Origin of the sequence: Streptomyces sp. NPDC012474, from assembly GCF_042955185.1 — a bacterium.
GTDB lineage: Bacteria > Actinomycetota > Actinomycetes > Streptomycetales > Streptomycetaceae > Streptomyces > Streptomyces cahuitamycinicus.
On sequence record NZ_JBIBEP010000003.1, the window covers coordinates 159784 to 183832 of the forward strand.

The following is a 24049-nucleotide window of genomic DNA, read 5'->3' on the forward strand; positions in this document are numbered from 1 at the left end:
GGGTGCCTTTCACGTACCGAGCGAGGTGAGGACGTCGCGCCGCAAGGCCACGCGCGCCGGGTCGTCGTGTGCGCCGCGCTCGCGCGGGCGGGGGATGCCCCGGACGGCGACGAGGCCGCCCGCGCCGAGCAGGGCCACGCGGTCACCGAGGAACAGCGCCTCGTCCACGTCGTGGGTGACGAAGACGACGGTGGCGCCCGTGCCCTGGAGCACCTCCACCAGCAGGTCCTGCATCCCCGCGCGGGTCTGCGCGTCGAGGGCACCGAACGGCTCGTCCATCAGGACGGCGCGCGGGCGTGCGGCCAGGGCGCGGGCCAGCTGGACGCGCTGGCGCTGCCCGCCGGAGACCCGGTGCGGCAACTGTCGTGCCTGCGAGCCGAGCCCGACCCGCTCCAGCCAGGTCCGGGCCTGCCTCCGGCGCTCGGCGCGGGGCACGCCGCGGATGGCGAGGGGGAGTTCGACGTTGGCGCGCAGGGTGCGCCAGGGGAGCAGGGCGTCCTCCTGGAAGACCAGGGCGCGGTCGGCGGAGGGGCCGGTCAGCGGCTTTCCGTCCTGGGTGATCTCGCCGGCGAGCGGTGGCAGCAGGCCGGCCAGGGTGCGCAGCAGGGTCGACTTGCCGCAGCCGGAGGGGCCGACGACGGTGAGTATCTCTCCGGGGGCGATGTCCAGCTCGACTTCGTCCAGAGCGGTCGCGCCGGGGCGGCCGAGAGAGGCCCCGGCGAGGCTGAGCCGGGTGCCGCGCACCGGGGCGGCGGGGGTGGCCGCCTCCGACGAGGCGTTCCGGACGTTCTCGGACGAGGTGCCCGGGGCAGCCCCGGGTGGGGTGTTCGAGACGGTCTCAGACGAGGTGCTCATCGCGTGCCTCCTCCCATCGGGGCCCTCCGTGGACAGCGGCGGGGGCGGCCGGTGCCGGTGTCACGGACCGGTCGGGCCGCGGTGGCCGGGCGACGGGCACGTACGCGGTGCGCGGCAGCCAGCGGGTGAGGCGGCGGCCCAGCACTTCCACGGCCGTGGAGGTGAGCCAGCCGAGGACGCCGATGGTGGCCATGCCGACGAACACGCCGGGGTAGTCGACGACGGTGTAGTCCTGCCAGGTGCGGTAGCCGACGCCGTACTGGCCGGAGATCATCTCGGCGGAGATCACACAGATCCACGAGACGCCGATGCCGACGGACAGACCGCCGAAAACGCCGGGCAGCGCCCCCGGCAGGACGACCGCGCCGAGGATCCGCCACCGGCCGCCGCCCATGGTGCGCACCGCTTCCTCCCACACGGGAGTCAGGGCGCGCACAGCGTGCCGGGTGGAGACCAGCACCGGGAAGAAGGCGGCGGTGCAGGTGATGAAGACGATGCCCTGCTCGTTGGAGGGGAAGAGCAGGATCGCGACGGGGACCAAGGCGATGGCGGGGATCGGGCGGATCACCTCCAGCAGCGGGCCGAGCAGGTCCTCGGCGAGACGCGAGCGCGCCACGAGCACGCCCGTGGCCACACCGAGGACGGCGGCCAGCAGGAAACCGGTGAGGATCCTGGTGAGGCTGTCGGTGAGGTCCGTCCAGTAGTCCGGCCCGGACACCCGGGTGGCGAAGGTCCGGGCCACGTCGGTGACCGTGGGGAACTGCGAGAAGCGCAGCCACAGGTCGATGTTCCAGCTGGTCAGTGCCTGCCACAGGCCGAGGGCGGCGGCCGGCGACACCAGGCGCAGCGCGTACCGCTTCACGAGGCCCGCTCCAGAGCGTCGGCGTACGGGACGACCCGCGCCCCGCCGTGCGCGGCGATGTAGGCCCGCGCGGTGTCGGGGGCGACGAAGGGCAGCAGCTTGCCGCCGTCGGCCACCCACACGGCCTTGTCGGCGAACCAGAGGGTGCCGGTGGTGGTGTCGGGGACATAGGCGGCGCGCAGGGAGCCGCGGTGCCCGGCCACGTAACGCAGCAGCAGGGAAGGGGAGTCGAAAGTGACGGTCTTCGAGGCGCCCTTGGGCCAGGCCTCGCTGGCGGCCGGTGTCGGCTTCGTGGCGAGATGCCTGGCGTACGCCGCCGGTCCGAGGGCCTGCTTCACGTACCGGTCGTCGACGAAGGAGTCGACGTCCACGTCGCCGGTGAGCTTGGCCGACTCGAGGACCGCCACGTCCCGCTTCAGCGCGGAGACGAGCTGGGGCTTGATGGCCGGGTCGAAGGTGGCGATGCCGTGATCACCGTTGTAGAGGTAGACGACCTCGGCGGGCAGGCCGGTCGCCTTCGCGACCTTCTCGGCGGCGTCCACCGGGTGGTCGTTCAGAAAGTCGGTCGCCTCCGCCTGGGCCTTCAGGAAGGCCTCCAGCACGGCGGGGCGCTGCTCGGCGAAGTCCTCGCGGGCGGTGACGCCGTGGAAGGTGGGCAGGTTCAGCCGGGCTCCGTCGTAGATCGCCTTCGCCTTGCCCTGGAAGGTGAGCAGGCCCGGCCAGGCGACGAACTGGGACAGCGCGTCCGTGCTGCCCGCCGCGAGGGCGGAGGCGCCGACGGAGGGCTGCTGATTGAGCTTCTCGATCCCGCTGTCCGGGTCGATGCCGGCGCGCCGCAGGGCCCGTACGAGGGTGCCGTCGGCGGCCGAACCGACGCTCGTGGAGACCTTCTGGCCCTTCAGGTCCTCCAGGGAGGTCAGCTTCGAGCCGGGCGCGGTGACGATGCTGTTGAGGCCGCCGCGGAGGTTGTAGCCGGTGACCGACACCAGGCGGGTGGGGCTGTTCAGTTGTTTGCCGCGGGCCGCGTTGATGAGCAGGGGGAAGTCACCCATCGAACCGATGTCGATCTTCCCGGCGGTCATCTGGGCGGTGATGGGGGCGCCGGTGGCGTAGTCCTGCCAGTTCACCTTGTAGTGGACGCCGTCGTGCAGGGAGTTGAGCTGCTTCTCGAAGGAGCCGAGAGAGCGGAGCAGGGTGCCCGCCGTGACGGTGTTGATCGTCCTGGACTGGTAGCCGACGGTGACGGTGACCGTGGAGCCGCTTCCGGCCTCGGCATCACCGCCGCAGGCGCTGAGCGGGAGCAGGAGGACGACGGCGGAGATCGCGACCGCTGTGCGTTTCATGGTGCTTCGGGACATGACGGTTCTGGCCTCTCACCGGAGCAGATAGGGCATGTTGACCGTGACGGCTCCGGTGGGGCAGCGGGCCGCGCACGGGCCGCAGTACCAGCACTCGTCGACATGCATGTACGCCTTGCCGTTGCGCTCGTCGATGGCGAGGGAGTCCAGCGGGCACATGTCCACGCAGAGGGTGCAGCCGTCGATGCACTTCGACTCGTCGATGGTCACGGGCACGTCGGCCCGCTGGGGCGCCAAGGGCATGGCTGTCTCCAGGAGTGTGGGCGAGCGGGTTGGCTACCGGGTCCGGTGCAGCAGACCGCTCATGGTGATGCGGTCGCCGCGGAAACGGATGAACTCCAGGTCGACCGGGCGGCCGTCCGCGAGGTGGGTGAGGCGTTCCAGCATGAGGACGGCGGCGCCGCGCGGGGCCTCGAGCACGGCGGCCGAGTGGGTGTCCACGCTGACCGCTTCCAGGGTGATCTCGGCGTGGCCGAGGCGCTGGCCGGTGACGGTTTCCAGGAGGCGGAAGACGTCGGTGTTCTCCAGATCGGCGCCGAGCAGCTCGGTGCCGATGTCCAGGGGGATGTAGGTGAGGTCGAGGGACAGGGGCAGACCGCCCAGCCTGCGCAGGCGTTCGATGTAGAGGACGTCGGTGCCGGGCGCGAGCCGGAGACGGTCGGCGACCGGGGCGGGTGCCGGGGCGGGGCCCATGGTGCGGACCTCGTTGGTGACCTGCCCGTGTTCGCGGAGGGTTTCCGCGAGGCCCATCAGACGGTCGAGGCCGTGGGGGTACTTGTGGGCCACGACCACGGTGCCGACGCCGGGCTGGCGCTCCACGAGGCCCTCGGCCCGCAGCAGGTCGAGAGCCTCGCGGACCGTGTTGCGGCTGGCGCCGTACTCGGTGGCGAGGGTCGACTCGTGGGGGAGGACACCGTCGGGGAAGGCGCCGGTGAGCAGCAATCGGCGGAGCAGGTCGGCCAGTTGCCGTGCCCGGTCGGCGCGCAGCCGTCGCCGCGCGCGGTGGGCGGCGACGGTGGTCGCGGCTGCCTGTCCGGCGTGGTCTCGGATACGGTCACTGGGCATGGCCGGACCATACCTATCCGATAGGAAAAGTGGTGTTGCGGGAATGTTGCGCCACCGGGAGTGTGACCGATCCGACGGCTGAGCTGGCACTTCGGCCGACCCGCGACCAGTTCCGCCACCGGCCGCCGGGGCGGCGACATCACGGGGGAGCCCCCGACTGCCGGGTCGGCCCGCCCGAGGCAGCGCCCGACCTCCGGGCTGGCACGCCCGCGAGAGCCTCCGACCTCCAGGCCGGCGGCCCCGCGAGGCCGCCGACTGCCAGGCCCTCGCGCCCACGGGGCCACCGACCTCCGGTCCATCGCGCCCACGAAGCCACCACCTGCCGGCCGACCCACCCGAGAGAGCCCCCAATTGCCGGGCCGTCGAGCCCCCGGGAGCCCCCGACTGCCGGGCCGCCGCGCCCGCGATCCTCATCGGCCGCGCGGGCCGGCCCGGCTACGACAGTGCCGTCAGGCCCGGGGCGAACGCGATCAGCAGGGGCAGCAGCGGTACGAGCGCCGCCGTCGTGGTGGTCAGGGCCCGGTGCCGGCGGCCCAGCCGGGGCGGCGGCTCCAGGAGCCGGTCGACCCGCTCGCCCAGCAGGCGGTGGCTGGAGGCGCAGGACAGCACGCCGCGGTGCTGGTTGAGCTCGATCAGGGCCAGTGCCGTGGTCAGGTGGCCGCAGCGGCGGGAGGCCGTGTCGTCGGCGGCCAGTTCGACCAGGCGATGGGTCTGGTCGCAGAAGTGGGCGAACAGCGGGATGCGCGGGAAGCCGGTGGCCAGTGCCGTGGACAGGTGCAGCAGCCAGTCGTGGCGGGCCCGGGCGTGGCCCCGCTCGTGGGTGAGGACGGCGTCGATCTGGTGGCCGGTGAGGCGGTGCAGGGCGCCCGTGGTGACGATCAGCTGGGGCGGGCTTCCGGGCATCCACCAGGCGTCCGGGTACTCGTCCTCCAGGACGAGCAGCGGTCCCCGCGCCGCGGGCAGGCCGGCCGGCAGGTCGGGGGCGCGCTCGCGCAGGTGGGCCCGGGCCCGGGCGCGGCGCCGGCGAGCCTCGACGAGCTCCCGCGCGAGCATCGCCGTCGTCCAGGCGGCACCGCAGGCCAGCAGCAGGGTGAGGGCGGCGGCCCATGGCGGGGCGGTGGACAGGTCGTACGCCGCGGTCACCGCGGGGGGTGCCGGGGCGAAGAGCTGGGCGCGGACGGTGCCGAAGACGGCCGCGGCGCCCAGGGAGAGTGCCGTCACGCAGCACAGCAGGACGGTGGCCACCAGGCACTGCCACACCCACAGCGCGACCACCGGTTCCCGCTCGGGCCACGCGGCCCGGGTCAGCGCTCGGGGAACGGGGACGGCGGCCGTCACGGCGACGACGCTCAGCAGGAGCAGGCAGACGGTCATGGCCACGGGCTCCGGTTCCTCGTCGGAAGAGGGGCGGCTACGGGTCGTGCGAGGGAGGGCGGTCGCCGTGCGCACCGGTGACCATGCAGAACGTGCCGTCCGTGCGGGCACACCGCCCTGCGCCCAGTATGACGGGCCGGACGGTGTGCGTCAGGGGCTGAACGACAACGGACGCCAGACGGGAGGGGCGACCGCCGGACGCCCGGAGAGCCGGCTCCCGGCCGGTCCGCGTCAGGTCCGCGTCAGCCCTGGACCACCCGCCCCGTCACCTCGCCCAGCCCCACCCGTACGCCGTCCGGTCCCGGGGCCCAGGCCGAGAGGGTCACCTCGTCGCCGTCCTCCAGGAACGTGCGCTTGCCGTACGGGAGTTCGAGCGGCTCGCGGCCGTTCCACGTCAGCTCCAGCAGGGAGCCGCGCTCTCCTTCCGCCGGACCGCTGACCGTGCCGGAGCCGTACAGGTCGCCGGTGCGCAGGGAGGCGCCGTTGACGGTCATGTGGGCCAGCTGCTGGGCGGCCGTCCAGTACATGGTGGAGAAGGGGGGCTCGGAGACGACGTGGCCGTTGACGGCGATGCTGATCCGCAGGTCGTAACCGCCGGGTTCCTCGTCGCTGTCGTCCAGGTAGGGCAGCAGCTCGTGGGTCCGGGCCGGAGGTGCCACGAGCGCCTCCTCCAGGGCGTCCAGGGGGGTGATCCAGGCGGACACCGACGTGGCGAAGGACTTGCCGAGGAAGGGGCCGAGGGGCACGTACTCCCAGGCCTGGATGTCGCGCGCGGACCAGTCGTTGAGGAGGCACAGCCCGAACACGTGCTCGCGGAAGTCGCCGAGGGCCACCGGCGCGCCCATCCGGGAGGGCACGCCGACGACGAAACCGACCTCGGCCTCGATGTCCAGGCGCACGGACGGGCCGAAGAGGGGAGAGGCGTCCGTGGGCGCCTTGCGCTGGCCGGACGGGCGTGCGACCTCCGTACCGGAGACGACGACGGTGCCGGAGCGGCCGTGGTAGCCGATCGGCAGGTGCTTCCAGTTGGGGGTGAGGGAGTCCTCGGCGTCGGGGCGGAAGATCTGCCCGACGTTCCGGGCGTGGTTCTCGGACGCGTAGAAGTCGACGTAGTCCGCGACCTCGAACGGCAGGTGCAGGGTCACCGACGACAGGGGGTGGAACAGGGGTGCGACGGTCTCGCGGTGGGACGGCACGGTCACCCAGGCGGTCAGCGCCCGGCGCACGTCGGACCAGGCGGTGCGGCCCGCGGCCAGCAGCGGGTTGAGGCTCGGCCGCGCGAGCAGGGAGGCGTACGGCGAGCCGAGCGCGTGGGCCGCCGCGCCCGCGTCCAGCACGTGGTCGCCGAGCCGGACGCCCACGGTCCGGTGGGTGGAGCCGGGGAGGGAGAACACGCCGTACGGCAGGTTGTGCGGGCCGAAGGGGTCGCCTTCGGGGACATCGAAGGGGGGCATCGGGTGCTGCCTCGCTTTCGGGTGTGCCATGTCGTCGCCACGTGTTCGTGGTCGTGCCACACGTTACGGGTGACATGCCGGTCCTGGGCAGAGTCCGAGGAGACGAGGAGGGGCGAACGGGGCAGGTGGGCCCGGGTGGGACCGGACGGGGCGACTCCGGCGGGCCGGACGGGACGCCCCATTCGTACGTGCCGGAAGTTATCCACAGGACGCGACGCAATCTTGACGGAGCGGTGCGAACGGGGCGACTCTGGGCGGGTGCCGGAAGGCCTCGGGGAGGGGGCTTTCCCACGGCACATCTGGGGGGCGGATGGCCATAGGGGAGGCCGGTCCGGGTTCGGTGCGGCATGGTGCGCAGCCCAAGCGGCTGGAAGAGACCATGCGCGTTCGGCTCGGCCGGGAATGTGTGTACGTACCGTCGTGCCGCTTCGGGCTGTATGTGGCGCTGCGGCACTGGTGCCCGCCCGGCGGACGCGTGCTGATGTCGCCGGTCAACGACGACGTGATCTTCTTCGTGGTGCTCGCGGCCGGACTGCGGCCGGTGCAGGCGCCGTTGAACCCGCTCGACGCGTCCATCGACATCGATGCCGTGCCGGACGAGGTGTGGGGCTCGGTGTCGGCCGTGCTCACCACGAACCTGTACGGGAACCCGGACCCGGCGCCGCGCCTGCGGCAGAAGTGCGACGCCCTGGGGATCCCGCTGTTCGAGGACGGGGCGCACGCGATCGGCAGCCGGGTGGGGGGCAGGCCGGTCGGGGCGTGGGGCGAGGCCTCCGCGTTCAGCCTGTCCAAGCACGTCGGGGCCAAGGCCGGAGGCATGCTCGCGCTCGCCGACCCGGGGCTGCGGGAGGCGGTGGAGGAAACCTGCGCCGGGCTGCTCGCGCCGCGCCGGGCCGGCGCCGAACTCGCCTACCTGGTCCGGCCGTACGCGGAGGCGGCGGTGCGCGGGCTGCGGCTGCGGCGCGCCGCCTGGGCCGCGATCCGGCTGCTGGGACTGGCGGACCGCGAGGAGATCCGGATGCCGCTGCGCCCGGACGAACTCGCCCTCGCCGCCCGCGAGACGCCCGGGCTCGACGCCCACCACCCGTGGGTGCGCGTCGACATGCACGACTACCGCCTGGAGGCCGGCCGGCTGCGGCTGCGGCGCATCGGGCACAAGCTCGACCGGCTGGACGACGTCCTGGACGCCTGCCGGGCGGGCACGGAGCTGCTGCTCTCCACGCCCTGGGCCAAGCCGCGTGACGCCCACGGCACGCAGCCGTTGTTCCGTGTGCCGCTGTTCGTGGCCGACCGGGACGCGGCGGTGGCGGCTCTGGCGCGCCGGGGCATCGTCGTCGGCTACCTCTACGACCCGCCCCTGGACGACTACGCCGGTGCGGAGTTCACCGACCCCTCGCCGGCCCCCGCGGCGGCCCGCTGGTTCGCCCGGCACGCGCTGCCCGTGGACCCGCTGCGGGCGCGGACGGTCGCCGAGGTGCTGGAGCGGTCCGGGGCGCGGCCGGTGCCGGCGCCGGGAGAGGGAGAGCTGCCCGGGAGCAGGCCGACACCGGGAGGGCCGGTACAGTCCCGTGACTGAGATCCAGGTGCACGAGCCCGCCGCCGCCCGCACCGGTGGCGGCGGACCGAAGCCTGCCGACGGCGACCCCACCCACGACTCGCTCTTCAAGAACGCCTACTTCCTCATGCTCAGCACCGGCGTCTCCGCCGTACTGGGCCTGGGATTCTGGCTGGTGGCCGCCCGCTACTACACAGAGGAGGCCGTCGGCCAGGGCTCGGCCGCGATCGCCGCGATGCGGCTGCTCGCCAGCATCACGGCGACGACGATGATCGGTGCCGTCGTCCGCTTCGTCCCCCGAGCGGGCCACCAGACCGGGCGGCTGGTGGGTGGCACCTATGTGGCCAGTTCGCTGATCGTGGCGCTCGCGGCCGCCGTCTTCCTGCTCACGCTCGACGCGTGGGGGGCGTCCTACGCGCCCCTGGGCGCGCCCATGGCGGGAGCGGTGTTCGTCGCGGCCTGCGTGGCCTGGGCGCTGCTCACCCTCCAGGACGGAGTGCTCACCGGACTGCGCAAGGCGGAGTGGGTGCCCGCCGGGAACGCGGTGTTCTCGGTCGGGAAGCTGGTCCTCCTGGCCGTCTTCGCCGGCACGCTGCCGGTGCTCGGCATCTTCGTCTCCTGGGCGGTGGCGATCGCCTTCTCCACGCTCCCGCTGGGCTGGCTGATCTTCCGCCGGCTCATCCCGCGGCAGGCGGAGGCCGACGGCGACAAGGAACCCCCGAAGATCAAGGACATGGGCCGCTTCCTGGCCGGGGACTCCCTGGGCGCCCTGTTCAGCCTGGCGATGATCAACCTGCTGCCGGTGATGGTCGCGGTCCGCTTCAGCGCCGCCGAGAACGGCTACTTCTACGTGGCCTACACCGTCGGCGGCACGATGGAGTTCATGGCCATCAACATGGCCTCGTCGCTCACCGCGCACGCCTCGCACGACCCCCGCCAGCTCGCCGACGGCGTCCGGGGTGCCCTGCGACGCATGACGCTGCTGCTGGTCCCGGTCGTCCTGGTGCTGGTCGTCTTCGCCCCGTACATCCTCACGCCCTTCAGCCCCGACTACGCCGAGCACGGCTCGACCGTGCTGCGGCTGCTCGCCCTCGGCGCGCTGCCGCGGGTGGTGGTGGAGCTCTACATCGGAGTGCTGCGCGTCCAGGGGCGCACGGGTGTGCTCGCCGCGCTCCAAGGGGCCATGTGCGTCCTGGTGCTGGGCAGCGCTGCCGTGCTGTTCACCCCGTCCGGGATCGCGGGCGCGGGCTGGGCGGTGCTGCTGAGCATGACGCTGATCGCCGTCGTCTCCATGGCCGGGCTGCGCGTGGCCCTGCGCCACGACGACGGCCCGCCCGCCGTCCGTACGCCCGCCGCCCCCTCCTACGGCACCCACTGGGCGAAACTCAACGCCACCGCCGGATACGGCACGAGCTGGGCCCGCCGCGCCGCCTACCAGCCCAAGGAGAACGACCAGGACACGGTCACTCTTTTCATAGGGCGCCCCGGCTATGAGCGCGAGGCGCTGCAGGCGGACACGCTGGCGCTGATCGTGCGACCGGAGGGGCCAACCGGACAACCACCGCCCCACGACCCCGGGGAACCGGATCAGGAGCCGCGGGAGCGGCGGCTGAGAGGCGCCCTGTGGAGCCTGCTCGGTGTCGCCGTCGTGTTCTTCTGGGCCCCGCTGCGGGACCTGCCGTGGCTCGACCGGGCATCCGAAACGGCTCTGACCGGACGTCAGCTGCTGGAGGGCATGCCCCTGCCGTCGCTCACCGCGGGCGGCCTGCTGCTCGTGGTGTTCGTCGCCGCCGTCACGCTGAGCGCCCGGCGCGACCCGTGGCTGCCCGGCACGGCGCTGGGCGCCGCCCTCATCGCCCTGTACACCGCACCGGCCGCCCTCGGACGGGAACCGCGGCCGGCGGACGGGGCGTTGTATGAGAAAGCGGCCGGCTTCCTGGCGGACGCGCTGGGGCTCGACGGGCCCGAGCCGATGCTGCGCTGGGCGCCGCCGGTCTGCCAACTGCTGTGTCTCGTACCACTGGGGCTGCTGCTGCTCGCGAGCGCGGGCGGGCGGCTGCCGTGGCCGGGGCGCTGGGGGGTTCTGTATCTCGTCGCGGTCGGCGGCTGGGTGTGGCGTGACGCGCTCGCACCCCTCGCACCGCCCCTGCTCGTCGCCCTCCTGCTGCTCCTCCTGCTCCACCGCGCAGTGACGGCGTGGGCGCGCTCCCGCACCACAGCCTCACCGAGCCCCATAACCGACCGAACGGCCGACGGACCACCGAGTGGCCCACCCCGCGACTGACCGGACCGAAACCGAGACCGATCCGGGCTCCGGGCCGACAGAGCCGCCCGAGCCGAACAGAGCCGCCACAGCAACACAGCCGAACAGAGCCGAAGAGAGCAACCGCCAGGGGGGAACCACCGTGCGTCCGCCAGTCACACCGAGGGAGAGATCCACGCCAGAACCCACACCCGCACGGGACGGCGCGAACACCCCCGGCAGCGGCCCCGAGACGGCCAGCCAGTCCTCCAGCCCCTCCTCCTCGGAGTCGTCGAGCCCCGCCCATGAGCCCGTGACGGCTCCGTCCGACCTGCCCCCCGCCCGGCCCGGGCCCCGCGCAGTCGCATGGCCGGGTGTGCCCCTGCTCGTCGCGCTGGCGCTCTGGGCGTACGCCATGCGGCACACCGACGTCTCGCGGCTCGACGACTACGGGCTGGTCAGCGCGCTGCACCCGACCTTCTGGGCGGGGCTCGTGGTGCTCACCACCGGTTTCTGGTTCACGGTCCGCGACGCGCGCCGGCCGGGCGCCTGGTCGGCGGCGTACGTGCTGGGCCTGCTGGTGATGGAGCGGGCCACGCAGGCCGTGCTCTACCCGACGCCGCTGTACGCCTGGGCGTGGAAGCACGAGGCGGTCATCGACCACCTGCTGTCGGCCGGCGGTCTGCAGTCGGCCGATCAGGTCGGCGACATGGCGGTGTACGACCAGTGGCCGGGCTTCTTCGCCGCTCAGGCCGCCCTGCAGCGGCTGCTGGGGGTGGACTCGGCGGCGATGTTCATGGCCTGGTGGCCCCTGGTCTCCAGCCTGATGCTGCTGCTCCCGCTGCTGCTGATCTACCGCACCTTCACCGAGGACCGGCGGCTGATCTGGACCGCGGTCTGGCTCTTCTACGTCGCCAACTGGGTCGGGCAGGACTATTTCTCCCCGCAATCCGTCGCCTACGCGCTGCACGTGGGTGTCCTGGCGGTCGTCCTGCGCCGCTTCGGCCGGTCCGCCGGGCGGCGCGGCCGGCCGCGGCAGGCGGTGTGGACGGTGGTGATCACCGTCATGATCGTGGCGATCGTCATCTCCCACCAGCTCACCCCGGGCATGCTGGCCGTCTGCCTGCTCGCCCTGTGCCTGAGCCGCCGCTACCGCGACTGGGTCCCGCTGGTCATGATCGTCGTGATCTTCCTGGCCTGGTGCCTCACGGCCGCGCTGCCCTTCCTGTCCGCGGCGATGCCGGAGATGATCCGCTCCATCGGCGACGTCGGCGCCAACGTCGAGACGGGCTACGGCGCCACCCCGACCGGCACCGGAGCGATAGCGACCTCCTGGGCGGCCCGGCTGCTGTCCGGCTCCGTGCTGCTGCTCGCGGCCGTCGGCGTGCTGCGCCAACCGGTGCTGCGGCACCGCGCGCGGCCCCTGCTGCTGGTCGCGGCGGCCCCGCTGCCGATGTTCGCGGCGAGCAGCTACGGCAGCGAGATGATCTTCCGGGTGCTGCTGTTCATGCTGCCCGGTGCGGCCTTCTTCGCCGCCGCGGCACTGCTGCCCAAGGTCCGCACACTGGCCGCCGACGCCACCGCGCAGGAGACCGGCAACGGGCGGGCCACCGGCCCCGCCACGGCCCGCCGGTGGGCCATCGGCACGTGGGTGCCGCTGGCAGCGCTGCTCGGCGGGACCCTGGTCTTCGTCCCCGCCTACTCCGGCAAGGACCGGATCAACTACTTCCCGCCGCAGGAAGTGGCGCTCGTACGGCAGCTCTTCGACCAGGCTCCAGGCGGCTCGCTGGTCGTCGCCGCCAACCGCAACTACCCGGACGCGTACGCCTCCTACGGGAGCATCGACCACTACTGGTTCCTCGACGACGCCCGCGGCCACGTCGACAAGATCGTCCGGGACCCGGCCGCCACCCTCGCCGATGACATGGCCGGGGTGGAGCGGCCGGCCCGGGCCTACTTCCTGCTCACCCAGGGGCAGCTGGCCAACTCCGAGATGAACGGGCAGCTCGACAAGGCGCAGCTGGACCGCATCCGGACGTCCGTCGCCGCCTCGCCGCGCTTCCGACTGGTGGCGGAGAACGGCGCCGGATGGCTCTACGTGCTGAAGCAGTCAGGGGGAGCGGAGCGATGACACCGCAGGAACTCATGGTCCGGATGCTGCCCCCGTTCGGCGGCTGGCTGGCGCTGGCCGCGCTCGCCCTGCCCGGCGGATCGCCGCTGCGGGGCGCCGCGGTCGCGCTCTTCCTGGCGGCGGGGCCGGGCGCGGCCGTGGTCAGAGTCTGCGCCCCCGCCCTGGGGGCGCGGCCCGCCGAAGGGCCCGTGGAGCGCCGGGACCCGGACTTCGCCCGCCACTCCGACCTGCTGGAGCGGCTGATGCTGACGCTGTTCCTGAGCATCGGTGCCGTGATGCTCGTCGCCACCGTGCTGATCGCCACGCACACCTTCAGCGCGCAGCGGGTGCTGCTGACGCTGACGCTGCTGACCACACTCGCCGCGTTCTGTCCGCCGCTGCGCGCCTCCCCGCCGCCGATGACGACGCCGAGGACACCGAAGGGTTCCGCTCAGTGAGGTTCAACCGTCTCCACCGTCCCTTTCGCCGCGATCCGGACCCGGCCGGACAGCACCGCAAACCCCCCGGAGGCCAGCCGGCGTCCGGTCCGTTCGCGTCGAGCCGGCGCCGGCTGCTGATCACGTCCGCCACGGTGGTCAGTGCGGTCCTCGTCGCCGTACTCGCCCTCCGGGACGCCTCCGGGCCGGGGTCTGGAGCCGCCGGATCCAAGGCGGACTGCCGCCCCACGGCCCTTCTGGAACCGCCCTGCGGCGCCTGGTTCGGGGCGTTCGTGCCACACGAGCGGGACGACCTGCCGGAGAAGGTGCGCGCCTACGAGAAGCGCGTGGGCCGCGAGCTCGACATCGTGTACACGTACCACGACATGTCCCTGGCCTCGGGCACCCGGCGCGAGGGCCAACTGCTCACCCCGGAGGAGCAGCGCGTCGGCGAGGACCACCTGCTGCTGCTGTCCTGGGAGAGCAAGTGGTGGGGCGGCACGAAGCGGCAGCAGCCGACCTGGAAGCAGATCGCCGCCGGCGAGCTGGACGACAAGGTCATCGACGTCCAGGCCCGCCGCATCAAGGACTACGGCAAGAAGGTGTTCCTCTCCTTCGACCTGGAGATGGACACCCGCACCCCGGACAACGGCACGCCGGCCGACTACGTGAAGGCCTACCGGCACATCCACGACCGGTTCCGCGAACTGGGCGTCGACAACGTGGTGTGGACGTGGATCACCACCGGGTACCTCGACCACGCTGACGACATCAAGAAGATGTACCCGGGCGACGACTACGTCGACTGGGTCGGCTACAACCAGTACAACTACTACCGCTGTCACGAAGCGGGCTGGCTGACCTTCGCGCAGACCCAGAACACCACGCACGACTGGATCCGCGCCAACATCTCCGACGACAAGCCGCTGATGCTCTCCGAGTTCGGCACCGCCGCGGACTCGGCCCGCCCGCAGCGGCAGGCCGAGTGGTACGCGCAGGTGCCCGGAGTCCTGAAGGGCCTGGAGGGCGTCAAAGCCGCACTCCAGTGGAACTACCGCGACCCCGGGCCGCACTGCAACCTGGCCCTGGCCAACGACGCGGCCTGGGACAGCCTGCGCAAGGCGGTCTCCGACCCGTACCTCAACCAGCCGCGGAGGTAGCGCGGGCAGACCTCGGCCCGCCCGGCCGGGATCAGCCCGCGAACTCGGGCCCGTGCACCACCGCACGGGCCCGCCGGTACCAGCGCCACGCGATCGTCTTCGGCCCGTCGCGGTACGGCGCGACGCGTGCGCCCGCCCCCGCCAGCCAGCTCTCGACGTCGGCGACGGTGTGGGTGCGCCGGACGATGAGCCGGGCGATGCGGTACCGCTCGTCGCGCTCGGAGCTGAGCGCGTGCCGTACGGCGGTCGCCGTCTCGTAGCCGGCCCGGGCCGACATCGCCCGTACCCGGGGGCTGTTGTAGCCGTGCGGGTAGGCGAGGTGCCGGATCTCGTGCCCGAGGGCGTCCTCCAGTACGGCCTTGGAGGTGCGCAGTTCGTACGCCAGGGCCTTGGCGGACAGGGTGTCGAGCTGCGCGTGCGTGACGGTGTGACTGCCGATCTCCATGCCGGAACGTTCCAGCTCCGCCGCCCGGGCCAGGGGCATCATCGGGGCGGGCGGCAGCAGGCTGCGGCCGCCCGGGGCGATGGCGCCGGTGGTGAGGTAGGCGGTGGCGGGCAGCGCGCGTTCGGCCAGGGCCTCGGCGGTGGGGCCGGGCAGATCCGCGAACCCGTCGTCGAAGGTGAGCAGCACGGGCCGGGGCGGCAGCGGCGCCCGCCCGGCCAGGTGATCGGCGATCGCGCTGATGGTCACGGGCGTACGCCCGCTGCGGACCACGGCATCGAGATGCGCGCCGAACTGCTTCGGGGTGACCGTGAACTCGGCGATCCAGTCCGGCGGATCGTCCATCACACAGTGGTACAGGAAGACGGGGATGGCCGCAGTGCCGTGGGCATGCGGCGGGGCTATCGGCCCCTCGCCCTCCCGCGCACCCCGCTCCGCCCGGCCTCTGCCGTCCGTTTCCATCTCGCCCCCTGAGCTGTCTTGTCACGAACCGTCACGAACCGTCGTGAGCTGTCACGAGCCGTCATGAGCCGCGGCGTGAGCCGTCATGAGCGGTCATGAGCGGTCATGAGCTGTCACGAGACGTCGCACGCAGCGCGCGACGCGCCTTCAGATAGCCGACCGGGCCGTACAGCATCCCCCTGCGCTGCAACCGCGACAGCCGCCGCGGCCAGGGGTGCGTCCGCACGTCGTGATCACCCGGCGTCCCTGTGCCCTCCGTCTCGCGTACGGCGGTCAGTGCGCGGGCGTGGGCCAGACCTCGCGGCAGCAGGGCGAGGAACGCCGGCAGCAGCGCGGGCCGGTTCACGAGCACCGCGGTGAGATAAGCGGTGAGCCCGGCTCCGTAGCCGTACGCCTGGGTCTCCAGGTCCCGCCACGTCTCCCGGTGGTGGTGCCAGACCAGGGCGTACGGCGTGTAGCGCAGCCGGTGGCCCTGGGCGAGGACGCGCACGAAGCCGTAGAGGTCGTCGCCGCCCCGGGCGGCCGTACCGGCGCCGGTGGCCGGGTCGAAACCGCCGACGGAACGCAGCACCGCCGTCCGGAACGCCATGTTCGCGCCCGAGCCGAACCGCCCCGCCGTGAACGGGAACAGCGGCTCGTCGCCCGGAGGACGCGCCGGGTCGTACGTCCTTGGAGTGAAGCCCTTGGCGAAGCCGCCGTGGCTTTCCAGCAGCACCTGGGCCGGGGTGGTCAGGCGCGCGGGCAGGATCAGCCCGGTGCAGCACCCCAGCCCGGCGTCGGCGGCGAAGGGCGCGCTCAGCTCGGTCAGCCAGCTCGGGTCGGCGACCACGTCGTCGTCGGTGAAGGCGACCACCTCGCCGTGCACGGCGTCCAGCCCCGCGTTGTGCGCGCCCGCGAGCCCCGGAACAGGCTCACGGACGTAGCGCACGCGCTCGGCGTACTTCCGCTCGATCAGCTCCCGCGTCTCGTTCGTGACGGGCGCGTTGTCGACGACGACGATCTCGAACCGCGGATGGTCCTGCGCCAGCAGCGAGTCCAGCGCCCGGGCCAGCTGCCCGGCGCGCTCCCGGGTGGCGACGACGACACTCGTGAACGGCGGCTCCCCGGGTCCGCCGAAGACGGCCGGCGCGTGCTCCGCCCGCGCCCGCTCCGCCAGCACGGCCCTGGGGTCCGCCCCCTCCGGCACTCGCCCGAGCAGCGTGCCCACCGGTCGGCCGCCCCTCCTGACCAGCACGAACACCTCGCCGTGCGTCACGGGCGGGCTCCCCGGGCCGGGTCTGAGCACCGCCTGGTCACCGTCGAGGTCCAGCTCGGCGACCTGCACCGCCCCGATGTCCAGGAACCGCCGGATCTCCTCCTGCGCACGCGCCGAACGGGCCATGCGCCCACCCCCCTTGTGTGTCAGGTACGGCGCAGCCGAGCCGCGCCCTTCAGCGTCCGTGCGGCCAGCGACGCGAGCCGCGGCCTGCCGCGGACGAAGCTGTGCGCGCGGCGTGTGGGCTCGCGGCTCAGCCAGTGCAGTGCCGCGCCGGCCCCCGGCCGGGTCACCGCACCTTCGTACACGGGCAGTTCGCCCGTCTTCAGGGCGTCCTTGTACTCGGCCGCGCCCCGTCCCAGGTCGAGCGTGCCGATGCCGTCGGCGGCCGCCGCCTCGGCCATGCGCAGGTGCAGCACGAGACCGGGTGAGAACTTCGCGAACTCCGGGTCGTACGCCGGGAACCAGCAGGCCAGCACCGAGGACGAACGCAGCCCGAAGTGCGCGGCGACGGGCCGCTCACCGGCGTACAGCACCGACAGCGTGCCGCTGCACTCCGGTGCCCGGGTCCGGGCCAGCTGCCCGACGAGCCCGGTGATCCACTCCTGGGCGAACCGGTCCCGGCGGCCGGTCCTGCGGTACTGGGCGGACTTCCACTCCATGAGCGTGCGCAGCGCGGCCGGTTCGCGTTCGTCGAACACGAACCGCAGGTCACCGGCGTGCCGGCCCAGCTTGCGCTCCTTGGCCAGCGTGGTCTTCAGGAACTTCGGCGACTGTGCGCGCAGCACCGACTCGTATGTCTCGTAGCCCTTCTCCACGTCGATGACGTAGGTGGCGTGCTCCTCGGCCGCGTACCGGACGAACAGCCGCTGCTCGGCCTCCAGGTTGTCGAAGGCGAAGCTCGACACCGAGCAAGCCCTCAGCAGTTGGTCCGTCTCCAGGTCCAGACCCGGCCGCAGGATCGCGCCCTGGGCGTCCGAGACACCGAGGCCGATCGCCCGGCCCTGCCCCAACGGGCCGCGCTCATAGGGCAGGAACCCGGCCGGTTCCAGCCCCTCGTACACCACGGCCACCCGCGCCCTGGGCCTGACCCGGCCGACGGCTTCGGTGAACTCCGGCTCCATGAAGGGGTTGCGCGGTGTCTCGCAGGCCGCCCGCAGCGCACGCCAGCGCTCCCTCTCCCCTTCGCCGAGCTCCCCGGGCCCGGCCACACGAATGCGCCCACTGCTCAACCCGACCCCCCGATCAAGTCCCCCCTGGACACTTGGAAGGTACCGCTCGATGCGGCCCCACGGGTAGGTAGCGGAGCATGTTGTTGCCAACCGGTGCAGAGGCCTTCAACCGGGCAATCGGCGTGGGTCGTACGATGAAACGAAGGGGCGCGCTGTCCGTATTCTCTGATCATGGCCGCACCCATCGCATATTCACTCATCGCCACCGATCTGGACGGGACGCTGCTGCGCGGCGACGACACCCTCTCCGACCGGTCTCTCGCCGCGCTCGCGCGGGTGGCGGACGCCGGTGCCCAGCACCTCGTGGTGACGGGCCGGCCGGCGCCGAGAGTGCGGCCGCTCCTGGACGACCTCGGCGCGACGGGGCTCGCGGTGTGCGGGCAGGGCGCGCAGGTGTACGACGCCGGCGCGGACCGGCTGCTGTGGTCCATCACCCTGGACCGGGAGCTGGCGGAGACCGCCCTGGGCAAGATCGAGGCCGAGGTGGGGCAGGTGTACGCGGCGGTCGACCAGGACGGGGTCGACGGGCTCACGCTGATCGAGCCGGGCTACCTGATGCCGCACCCGACCCTGCCCGCCGTGCGGGTCGACCGCCGCGACGAACTGTGGGGTGAATCCATCAGCAAGGTGCTGCTGCGCCATCCCCATCTGTCGGACGACGAGTTGGCGGCGACGGCCCGCTCGGTGGTCGGCTCACTGGCGACGGTGACGATGTCGGGGCCCGGCACGGTCGAACTCCAGCCGTGCGGGATCACCAAGGCGACGGGCCTGGCGCTGGCCGCCGAGCATCTGGGGCTGCGACCGGCGGACACCATCGCCTTCGGTGACATGCCCAACGACATCCCGATGTTCGACTGGGCCGGCCACGGCGTGGCGATGGCCAACGCCCATCCCGAACTCAAGGCCGTGGCCGACGAGGTCACCCTGTCGAACGAGGACGACGGCATCGCCGTCGTCCTCGAACGACTGCTGGGCGGGGCGGCTCAGTACGGGCCGTTGACGTTGTCGATCGAGCCGTAGCGGTCGGCCGCGTAGTTGCAGGCCGCGGTGATGTTGGCGACCGGGTCGTACGGGTCCCACGACGTGCCGTCCACGTGGTAGGCCTGGAAGGTCGGGTCGATGGTCTGGAGGAGACCCTTGGACGGGGTGCCCTTGGCGGCGTTGGAGTCCCAGTTGTTGATCGCCTGGGGGTTGCCGGACGACTCACGCATGATGTTGCGGTGGATGCCGTCGTAGGACCCGGGGATCCCCTTCTGCGCCATGATGTCCAGCGCCTCGCGGATCCACCCGTCGAGGTTGTCCGGGTAGGTCTTCACGGACGCCTGGGTGGCCTGGGTGACGCCGCCGGCGGGCTCGGCGGCCGGCTTGGCGGGGGCGGACGACTTGGTCGCCGTCTTCTTCGCGGTGTCCGTCTTGGTGGTCTTCACCGTCAGCTTCAGACCCGGGTGGATCAGCTTCGGGTCGTCACCGACGGCCGCGCGGTTGTCCTTGTACAGCTGCTTCCAGCCACCCGAGACGTCGTACTTGTCCGCGATGCGGGCAAGCGAGTCGCCCTTGACCACGGTGTACGGGAGGGACTTGGCGGGCTGGGCCGCCTGCGGCACGGACTGTGCGGCGGCGGGTGCGCTCTGGGGTTCGGCGGCGCTCGCGTGCGTGGCACCGAGGAGCGGCAGGGTGAGTGCGGCTCCTCCGGTACCGGCGGCGATGAAGCCTCGGGTCAGCGGGTTGGTTCTGGGGCGACGGTGCTTGCCTCGTCCGGCCATGGCGATATTCCTCTCCGGCGCCTGCGAGGTGAGCTGTCGGGTTCGGGCCGGGAGGTGCCCGGCCGCGTACGGCGCTGTGTGCCGTGCGCGGCTTCACCCCGAGCCGTGCCGCTGTGCGGACCGGCGACTTACCTGGGTCCCCCGCTCCTGCCCTGCGTGAGTGAGTCGGTTGGTGGGGAGTCCGGGCGGCGGCAGGATTGGGCGTCCGCCGGACAGGCCGGGAACGTATGCGAGAGCACATGTCGGGAACAAGCGCCTCAGTCACACATCGAGCGGTTGACCTTGGTCGGGGTTGTTTTGGCCGCTTGATCCTTTGCGGCAGCCAAGGCTCAACTGGCGTTCGGGGGAAGGTGGTACGGGCCGATGCCGAGGCGGGACGGAAAAGGGGGACAAGTGATTCAACTCACTGATCACGAGTCTGTGGGGCAATTTCTACCAAGAGGAATTCACCGACTCTTCTCGGCAAATCGTGCATAGTTCGCTACCTCTGGGTAAGTCGATTTATATCTGTTCTTATAGGTTGATCGAAAACATAACGGTCGTGATCGGATACCGCCCGGCCTGTAACCCTGGGTGCTGGCGGTGATCGAAACGTGACCGGATACGCTGGCCGGAGTGTGGGCAGCGACCTATCGACAATCCGCGTAACCACCGGCAGACACAGCAGACAGGAGACCCCTCGTGACCGACGTCGGGCCGTTCGGGCTGAGCGTGCGGGACCAGGCTCTGGAAGCCGATGTCCAGGCCGGACTGGCGGCTGTCGAGGAAGGCTTGCTCGAGGCCACCAAGAGCGAGGTGCCCTTCATCACGGAGGCCGCCCAGCACCTGGTGCGGGCCGGAGGCAAGCGGTTCCGCCCCCTGCTGGTGATGCTCTCCGCCCAGTTCGGTGACCGGTACGCGCCCGGGATCGTGCCGTCGGCCGTCGTCGTGGAGCTGACCCACCTCGCCACGCTGTACCACGACGACGTGATGGACGAGGCCTCCGTGCGCCGCGGCGTCGCGAGCGCGAACGCCCGCTGGGACAACTCCGTCGCGGTCCTCACCGGCGACTTCCTCTTCGCCCGCGCCTCGCACATCCTGGCCGACCTCGGCCCGGAGGCCGTGCGGGTGCAGGCCGAGGCGTTCGAGCGGCTGGTGACCGGCCAGATCCTGGAGACGGCCGGACCGCAGGACGGCCGGGACCCCGTCGAGCACTACCTCGACGTGCTGGGCGGCAAGACCGGCTCGCTGGTCGCCGTGTCGTGCCGGTTCGGCGCGATGATGTCCGGCGCCGACGACACGGTCGTGGACGTCCTGACCCAGTACGGCGAGCGGCTCGGCGTCGCCTTCCAGCTCGCGGACGACGTCCTGGACATCGCCTCCGACTCCCACGAGTCCGGCAAGACGCCGGGTACCGACCTGCGCGAGGGCATCCCCACGCTGCCGGTGCTGCGGCTGCGCGAGCGGGCGGCCCGGCTCGGACTCGCCGAGGACGCCGCCCTGTGCGACCTGCTCGACTCCGACCTCACCGACGACGCCCGGCACGCCGAGGCCCTGCGCCTGCTGCGGGCCCACCCGGCGCTGGAGCAGGCCCGGCGGGACACCGTCCGCTACACCCAGGACGCCCGTTCGGCGCTCGCACCCCTGCCGGAGTGCACCGCGAAGACGGCGCTCCTGGAGCTGTGCGACGCGGTGGTGCACCGGGCCGGCTAGGGCCTCTGTACCGTCCGACCCCTACGGGTCGGGGGAGAAGCGGCCCTTCCGTGTCATACCCCAGCAGTACACGGAGTTGAGCCCGGGGTCTGACGTATCTCCCTGGCCGATTTGGTCAGATGGACACCACGGAAAGACACCACTCCTCACCTGTTCGGGTGAGAATGGCGGCTCAGGGACGAGTGCGTGGACGACACGGACAGCCGCCGCCGATCACGGAGGTAGGGCACACATGGCACCGTACGCATCCGACGACAGCACGACCGCCGGAGAGGGCGACGAGCAGCGCTCCGTGCGGCGCAAAGCCGCGCGGTACATCGTCCCGGTCACGGTGGTGGGGGTGGCCGCCGCGACGATCGGGCTGGTCCCCGCGCTCGCCGACTCCGGGGACCCCGACCTCCCGAAGATCACCGCACAGCAACTCATCGAGAAGATCGCCAAGTCGGACGTCCAGCAGCTGTCCGGCACGGTGAAGATCAGCACGGACCTCGGACTGCCGAACCTCGGCGGCCTGGAGTCGGGCCTGCTGTCCGGTGCCACGGGCAAGGGCGAGGGCGGCTCCTCCGCCGACCCGACGGCCAAACTCACCGAACTGGCCTCCGGCACGCACACCCTGCGCGTCGCGGCAGACGGCCCGGACAAGCAGAAACTGTCGCTGCTGGAGAACGCCGCCGAGTACAGCCTCATCCACAACGGCAAGGACGTCTGGGGTTACGACAGCAAGTCCAACGAGGTCTACCACGGGACCTCCTCCGACAGCCCGGAGCGCGGCAAGGACCAGCAGCCGCCGGCCATGCCCAAGGACTTCGCCGAGGAGGCCCTGAAGGCGGTCGACGACACCACGTCCGTGACCGTGGACGGCACCGCCCAGGTCGCCGGCCGGGACGCCTACAAGCTGGTCGTCAAGCCGAAGCAGTCCGGCTCGACGGTCGGCGCCATCACCGTGGCCGTGGACGCGAAGACCGGCATGCCGCTGAAGTTCACGCTGACCCCGGCGAGCGGTGGCTCGGCCGTCGTGGACGCGGGCTTCACGAAGGTGAGCTTCGCCAGGCCGGCCGCCTCCACCTTCGACTTCGCCCCGCCCAAGGGGGCGAAGGTCACCGAGGAGAAGGACGCCGGCAAGGCATCCGGCAAGGCCTCGGGCGACACGCCGCACAAGGCCCCCGGCAAGCCCTTCGACCTGGGCGAGGCGCCGGGCCACGCCCCCAAGGCCGGGAAGGGCTCCGGCCAGGGCCCCGGCGGGATGAAGACCATCGGCGAGGGCTGGACCGCCATAGCCACCTTCGACACCGGCGGTGAGGGTATGCCCTCGGGCAAGGCCGGCGGCGAGTTCGGCGGCTTCATCGACTCGCTCGGCGACAAGGTCCAGGGCAAGTTCGGCTCGGGCACGGTCTTCTCGACCCGCCTGGTCAACGCCCTCGTCACCGACGACGGCAAGGTCTACGCGGGCCTGGTCACCAAGGACGCGCTCGTGAAGGCGGCCGACGCCGGCAAGTAGGTCCCGCAGCCGCACGGGACGTCGAGAGAACGAGGAAGCCGATGGGCGAGGTGTCCGCCGGAGAACCGGAGCAGTGTGAGACGCGGGCCGAGACCGGGGAACCGGTCATCGCCACCCACGCGCTCACCAAGCGCTACGGCGACGGACAGCTCGCCGTCGACGGTCTCGAGCTGACCGTTCCGGCGGACAGCTCGCCGTCGACCGTCTCGATCTGACCGTCCCGGCGGGCAGCGTCTTCGGCTTCCTCGGACCCAACGGCTCCGGCAGGGCCACCACCATCCGCATGCTGACGGCCTCCAGGCCCTGTACGCGGCGGTGTTCGGGTCGGCGGCGTGGGCGTTGCTTCACGGCGAAGAACGTCAACGCCTGGCGCTCAGTCCTCGTACAGGAACCTGGCCAGGGGCGCCTCCTGCTCGAAGAAGGTCTTGGCGCGCGTCAGCGCCACGTCGTCGGTCAGTACGTCACCGGGCTTGCTGCCGTTGCCCAGCAGCACCCCGCCGAAGCGCATCCCCATGTACGCGGCGGAGTTGTGGAGCGTCCCGACGAGCGGGTCGGCGACCACTTCCTGGGTGTGCGCGAGGGCGGTGACGCCCCACAGGGTGCGGCCGGCCAGGGTCGCCTTGAAGTCGAGGCCCGGCGTGCGCAGCCAGCCCGACCAGTAGTCGAGGTAGCGCTTGGTCTGCGCGGAGACCGAGTACCAGTACAGGGGCGAGACGATCACGATGTCCGTCGCCGCGAGCGTGGCGTCGAGCAGCCGGGCCACGTTGCCCTCGGTCGGGCGGACGTGGTCGCTGTCGTGCCGCAGGTCCTCGAAGTCCGGTACCGGAAGCTCGGTGAGGTCGATCCACTCCTGCCCGACGTCCGGGGGAAGCTGCTCGGCGGCCCGGCGGGCCAGCAGCTCGGAGTTGCCCTCGGCGCGAGCGCTGCCCAGGACGAACAGGAAACGGCGGGTCATGGGTGCCCCTTTGGAGAACTCGGCATCGACAGTTGCATGCATGCGCATCGTATGTGCATGCAACTAAAAGCGCCAGGGGCGTCCACCGCGTCTCCCGCGCCACCGCCGGTGGCAGCGCCTCCCGCCCCGGCGGCGCCACCCGCTGGAGACCGGCCGGGCAGCCCCGGTCCGGCCCCGCGCCCTGCCGGGGCGCTCCCGGCCCCGTTACGGAAGTCGCCCCCCACGGGCACGCAACCGGCCGCGAGCAGCGGGCCCGCCGCGCGCAGCCCGTGCCGCCC

At 72.2% G+C, this 24049-nt stretch carries 20 protein-coding genes, 1 pseudogene and 1 riboswitch; of the genes and pseudogenes, 9 read left to right on the forward strand and 12 right to left on the reverse strand.

All coding sequences use genetic code 11. The features are described 5' to 3' along the window. Positions 1–9: 9 nt before the first annotated feature. The 7 genes from ACFY9S_RS08850 to fahA all read right to left on the reverse strand — a co-directional run bounded on the left by ACFY9S_RS08850 (position 10) and on the right by fahA (position 6968). On the reverse strand, positions 10–855 hold the full coding sequence (locus ACFY9S_RS08850) for an ATP-binding cassette domain-containing protein (RefSeq protein WP_391124639.1): 846 nt from the start codon (positions 853–855) through the stop codon (positions 10–12). Then, positions 839–1717, reverse strand: coding sequence for an ABC transporter permease subunit (locus ACFY9S_RS08855; protein WP_391124642.1), 879 nt, complete (start codon positions 1715–1717; stop codon positions 839–841). The genes ACFY9S_RS08850 and ACFY9S_RS08855 overlap by 17 nt, the downstream gene beginning before the upstream one ends. Continuing rightward, the gene (locus tag ACFY9S_RS08860; protein ID WP_391124645.1) at positions 1714–3060 is read right to left on the reverse strand and encodes an ABC transporter substrate-binding protein; all 1347 of its coding nucleotides are present in this window, start codon (positions 3058–3060) and stop codon (positions 1714–1716) included. Before ACFY9S_RS08860 ends, ACFY9S_RS08855 begins: the two co-directional genes overlap by 4 nt. A gap of 30 nt (positions 3061–3090) precedes the next feature. Then, positions 3091–3318 (reverse strand): ferredoxin family protein, encoded by a 228-nt coding sequence (locus tag ACFY9S_RS08865; RefSeq protein ID WP_003992261.1) that lies wholly within the window; start codon positions 3316–3318, stop codon positions 3091–3093. Between the two features lie 33 nt (positions 3319–3351). Continuing rightward, complete coding sequence (locus ACFY9S_RS08870) at positions 3352–4140, reverse strand: UTRA domain-containing protein (RefSeq protein WP_391124648.1); 789 nt, start codon at positions 4138–4140, stop codon at positions 3352–3354. Between the two features lie 435 nt (positions 4141–4575). Beyond that, a complete protein-coding gene (locus tag ACFY9S_RS08875) occupies positions 4576–5514 on the reverse strand; it encodes a M48 family metalloprotease (protein WP_391125492.1) in 939 nt (312 codons plus the stop codon). Positions 5515–5756: 242 nt separating this feature from the next. Further along, the gene (gene fahA, locus ACFY9S_RS08880) at positions 5757–6968 is read right to left on the reverse strand and encodes a fumarylacetoacetase (protein WP_391124651.1); all 1212 of its coding nucleotides are present in this window, start codon (positions 6966–6968) and stop codon (positions 5757–5759) included. A 310-nt stretch (positions 6969–7278) separates the two neighbouring features. Between fahA and ACFY9S_RS08885 the strand changes: the two genes are divergently transcribed. From ACFY9S_RS08885 to ACFY9S_RS08905, 5 genes are all read left to right on the forward strand, one after another. Continuing rightward, positions 7279–8544, forward strand: coding sequence for a DegT/DnrJ/EryC1/StrS family aminotransferase (locus ACFY9S_RS08885; protein ID WP_391124654.1), 1266 nt, complete (start codon positions 7279–7281; stop codon positions 8542–8544). Next, positions 8537–10807, forward strand: a complete 2271-nt coding sequence (locus ACFY9S_RS08890; RefSeq protein ID WP_391124657.1) for a lipopolysaccharide biosynthesis protein — start codon at positions 8537–8539, stop codon at positions 10805–10807. The genes ACFY9S_RS08885 and ACFY9S_RS08890 overlap by 8 nt, the downstream gene beginning before the upstream one ends. 271 nt (positions 10808–11078) lie before the next feature. Beyond that, positions 11079–12896, forward strand: coding sequence for a glycosyltransferase (locus ACFY9S_RS08895; protein WP_391124660.1), 1818 nt, complete (start codon positions 11079–11081; stop codon positions 12894–12896). After that, on the forward strand, positions 12893–13333 hold the full coding sequence (locus tag ACFY9S_RS08900) for a hypothetical protein (RefSeq protein ID WP_391124663.1): 441 nt from the start codon (positions 12893–12895) through the stop codon (positions 13331–13333). Before ACFY9S_RS08895 ends, ACFY9S_RS08900 begins: the two co-directional genes overlap by 4 nt. Continuing rightward, positions 13330–14472 (forward strand): glycosyl hydrolase, encoded by a 1143-nt coding sequence (locus ACFY9S_RS08905; protein WP_391124666.1) that lies wholly within the window; start codon positions 13330–13332, stop codon positions 14470–14472. The genes ACFY9S_RS08900 and ACFY9S_RS08905 overlap by 4 nt, the downstream gene beginning before the upstream one ends. 31 nt (positions 14473–14503) lie before the next feature. Here the strand turns inward: ACFY9S_RS08905 and ACFY9S_RS08910 are convergent, their stop codons facing one another. From ACFY9S_RS08910 to ACFY9S_RS08920, 3 genes are all read right to left on the reverse strand, one after another. Further along, positions 14504–15259, reverse strand: coding sequence for a polysaccharide deacetylase family protein (locus ACFY9S_RS08910; protein ID WP_391124669.1), 756 nt, complete (start codon positions 15257–15259; stop codon positions 14504–14506). A gap of 220 nt (positions 15260–15479) precedes the next feature. After that, positions 15480–16757 carry a glycosyltransferase gene (locus ACFY9S_RS08915; protein WP_391124672.1) on the reverse strand — a complete coding sequence of 426 codons (1278 nt, stop codon included), beginning with the start codon at positions 16755–16757 and terminating at the stop codon, positions 15480–15482. Positions 16758–16777: 20 nt separating this feature from the next. After that, a complete protein-coding gene (locus ACFY9S_RS08920; RefSeq protein WP_391124675.1) occupies positions 16778–17863 on the reverse strand; it encodes a GNAT family N-acetyltransferase in 1086 nt (361 codons plus the stop codon). A 171-nt stretch (positions 17864–18034) separates the two neighbouring features. Between ACFY9S_RS08920 and ACFY9S_RS08925 the strand changes: the two genes are divergently transcribed. Beyond that, positions 18035–18883: a Cof-type HAD-IIB family hydrolase gene (locus ACFY9S_RS08925; protein WP_391124678.1), complete on the forward strand. Its 849-nt coding sequence runs from the start codon at positions 18035–18037 to the stop codon at positions 18881–18883. Here the strand turns inward: ACFY9S_RS08925 and ACFY9S_RS08930 are convergent. Then, entirely contained in the window at positions 18847–19626 is a 780-nt protein-coding gene (locus ACFY9S_RS08930) for a transglycosylase SLT domain-containing protein (protein ID WP_391124681.1), read from the reverse strand. The two genes, ACFY9S_RS08925 and ACFY9S_RS08930, sit on opposite strands and share 37 nt — an antisense overlap. Positions 19627–19631: 5 nt before the next feature. Beyond that, a riboswitch (cyclic di-AMP (ydaO/yuaA leader) is annotated at positions 19632–19807 on the reverse strand. 500 nt (positions 19808–20307) lie between these two features. Here ACFY9S_RS08930 and ACFY9S_RS08935 point away from each other — a divergent pair. The 3 genes and pseudogenes from ACFY9S_RS08935 to ACFY9S_RS08945 all read left to right on the forward strand — a co-directional run. Next, on the forward strand, positions 20308–21318 hold the full coding sequence (locus ACFY9S_RS08935; protein WP_391124684.1) for a polyprenyl synthetase family protein: 1011 nt from the start codon (positions 20308–20310) through the stop codon (positions 21316–21318). A gap of 232 nt (positions 21319–21550) precedes the next feature. After that, the gene (locus ACFY9S_RS08940; RefSeq protein ID WP_391124687.1) at positions 21551–22816 is read left to right on the forward strand and encodes an outer membrane lipoprotein carrier protein LolA; all 1266 of its coding nucleotides are present in this window, start codon (positions 21551–21553) and stop codon (positions 22814–22816) included. A 41-nt stretch (positions 22817–22857) separates the two neighbouring features. Beyond that, positions 22858–23105: pseudogene (locus ACFY9S_RS08945) on the forward strand (hypothetical protein); the annotation flags it as partial. Positions 23106–23189: 84 nt separating this feature from the next. Here ACFY9S_RS08945 and ACFY9S_RS08950 read toward each other — a convergent pair. Continuing rightward, positions 23190–23771, reverse strand: a complete 582-nt coding sequence (locus ACFY9S_RS08950) for an NAD(P)H-dependent oxidoreductase (protein WP_391124690.1) — start codon at positions 23769–23771, stop codon at positions 23190–23192. Between the last annotated feature and the right edge of the window lie 278 nt (positions 23772–24049).